This window comes from Spirosoma liriopis (assembly GCF_023196085.1).
GTDB lineage: Bacteria > Bacteroidota > Bacteroidia > Cytophagales > Spirosomataceae > Spirosoma > Spirosoma oryzicola.
Genome location: NZ_JALPRF010000021.1, coordinates 1,641 through 4,130 on the forward strand (window position 1 = coordinate 1,641; position 2,490 = coordinate 4,130).

Below are 2,490 nucleotides of genomic sequence, written 5' to 3' on the forward strand. Positions count from 1 at the left end.
AGTGTGGAGTGACGGCGTGCCTTTTGCATAATGAGCCTACGAGTTACCGTCACTGGCGAGGTTAAGTACGTGGACGTACGCAGCCGAAGCGAAAGCGAGTCTGAATAGGGCGTCGAGTCAGTGGGGGTAGACGCGAAACTTGGTGATCTACCCGTGGCCAGGTTGAAGGGGTGGTAACACACCGTGGAGGACCGAACCGATAAGCGTTGAAAAGCTTCCGGATGAGCTGCGGGTAGGGGTGAAAGGCCAATCAAACTGAGAAATAGCTCGTACTCTCCGAAATGTTTTTAGGAACAGCGTTCAGTGTTACCACTTTAGAGGTAGAGCGACCAACAGGATGCGGGGGAGTCACATCCTACCAACTTCTGATGAACTCCGAATGCTAAAGGGGGTGCTGGGCAGTGAGGGCTTGGGTGCTAAGGTCCAAGTCCGAGAGGGGAACAACCCAGACCATCATCTAAGGTCCCCAAGTGTGTGCTAAGTTGAACAAAGGCGGTCCGGCTGCTGAGACAGCCAGGAGGTTGGCTTGGAAGCAGCCATTCCTTTAAAGAGTGCGTAACAGCTCACTGGTCGAGCGGGGCGGGCGTCGATAATAAACGGGCATCAAGCACACCACCGAAGGTATGGACTCATGCAGGAGCATGATGTGGTAGGAGAGCATTCTAACAGCGGTGAAGTTGAAGCGCGAGCTTTGGTGGAGCGGTTAGAAAAGCAAATGTAGGCATAAGTAACGAGAATGAGGATGAGAACTCCTCACACCGAAAAGCTAAGGTTTCCTCCGCGATGGCAGTCATCGGAGGGTTAGTCGGGGTCTAAGGGGTAGCTGAAAGGCGGGACCTGAAGGGAATTGGGTTAATAGTCCCAAACTATCTATGCAGGTCAAACCATGACGGAGTGCCGGGGGTTCTACGTCCGGACGGAAGTGGGCGTTGAGATGAGGCTTCGGCTGAGTCGAAGAACTGAAGGGGCTTCCAAGAAAAGTGGTTTGGCGTTAAGCGTATGGATACCCGTACCGTAAACCGACACAGGTAGCTGGGAAGAATATTCTAAGGTGCGCGAAAGAATCATGGTTAAGGAACTCGGCAAGATGACCCTGTAACTTCGGGATAAGGGGGGCCTACCCAGCGATGGGAGGCTGCAGAGAAGAGGCCCAGGCGACTGTTTACCAAAAACACAGGACTCTGCCAAAATGAAAGTTGACGCATAGGGTCTGACACCTGCCCGGTGCTGGAAGGTTAAGGGGGGAGCTTAGTCGCAAGACGAAGGTTTGAACTGAAGCCCCAGTAAACGGCGGCCGTAACTATAACGGTCCTAAGGTAGCGAAATTCCTTGTCGGGTAAGTTCCGACCTGCACGAATGGTGTAACGATCTGGGCACTGTCTCAACCATGAGTTCGGTGAAATTGTAGTAGCGGTGAAGATGCCGCTTACCCGCCACGGGACGGAAAGACCCCGTGCACCTTTACTACAGCTTAACATTGATCGCCGGTCAGGCATGTGTAGGATAGGCGGGAGATTGCGAAGCGGTGTCGCCAGGCATCGTGGAATCAACCTTGAAATACCGCCCTTGGCTGACTGGCGGTCTAACCTAGACTTAGGGACCGTGTTTGGTGGGTAGTTTGACTGGGGTGGTCACCTCCGAAAGGGTAACGGAGGTTTCCCAAGGTTTGCTCATGCCGGACGGTAATCGGCAGGGGAGTGCAATAGCAAAAGCAAGCTTGACAGTGAGGCAAACAGGCCGATCTGGGACGAAAGTCGGGTATAGTGATCCGGTGGTTCCGCATGGAAGGGCCATCGCTCAAAGGATAAAAGGTACGCCGGGGATAACAGGCTGATCTCCCCCAAGAGCTCACATCGACGGGGAGGTTTGGCACCTCGATGTCGGCTCGTCACATCCTGGGGCTGGAGAAGGTTCCAAGGGTTCGGCTGTTCGCCGATTAAAGTGGCACGCGAGCTGGGTTCAGAACGTCGTGAGACAGTTCGGTCCCTATCTGTGGTGGGCGTTGGATGACTGAGGGGGTCTGTCCTTAGTACGAGAGGACCGGGATGGACCAACCGCTGGCGGATCGGTTGTTTGGCCGCAGGCACGGCCGAGTAGCTACGTTGGGAACAGATAAGCGCTGAAGGCATCTAAGTGCGAAACTGGCCCCGAGATGAGTCATCCGGTATAAAGGGTCGTAGGAGACGACTACGTTGATAGGCGACAGGTGTAGGTGCAGAGATGCATAGAGCTGAGTCGTACTAATGAGCCCGGACGCGTGATTGTTATTGCTGCAAATGGACGGTGTGAAAGTGTGTGTATTGAATTGTATGTTTCTTTCTGTGGGGACAAAGACAACGCCATAAAGATCTTGAGCGCAAGCTCGACGAGTTCAACAGGTTGGTGCGGTTAAGGCGGGTGAACACCTCTTCCATTTCGAACAGAGCCGTTAAGCCCCGTACTGCCGATGGTACTGCTGTCACAAGCGGGAGAGTAGGAAGGTGCCACCTG

Annotated in this window: 1 protein-coding gene, 1 rRNA gene and 1 other annotated feature (1 of these 3 cut by a window edge); of the genes, one reads left to right on the forward strand and one right to left on the reverse strand. The window is 54.0% G+C overall.

Annotated features, from left to right (window positions below; translation table 11 throughout):
* Positions 1–2,266 (forward strand) — a sequence feature (most likely nonfunctional fraction of RNA operon) (it extends 1,615 nt beyond the left edge of the window).
* The coding region (locus M0L20_RS30025; RefSeq protein WP_248481025.1) for a hypothetical protein at positions 1–254 on the reverse strand (254 nt) is incomplete at its 3' end. It overlaps the preceding feature by 254 nt.
* A gap of 112 nt (positions 2,267–2,378) precedes the next feature.
* Between M0L20_RS30025 and rrf the strand changes: the two genes are divergently transcribed.
* A 5S ribosomal RNA gene (rrf, locus tag M0L20_RS30030) occupies positions 2,379–2,489 on the forward strand.
* Position 2,490: the final 1 nt, after the last annotated feature.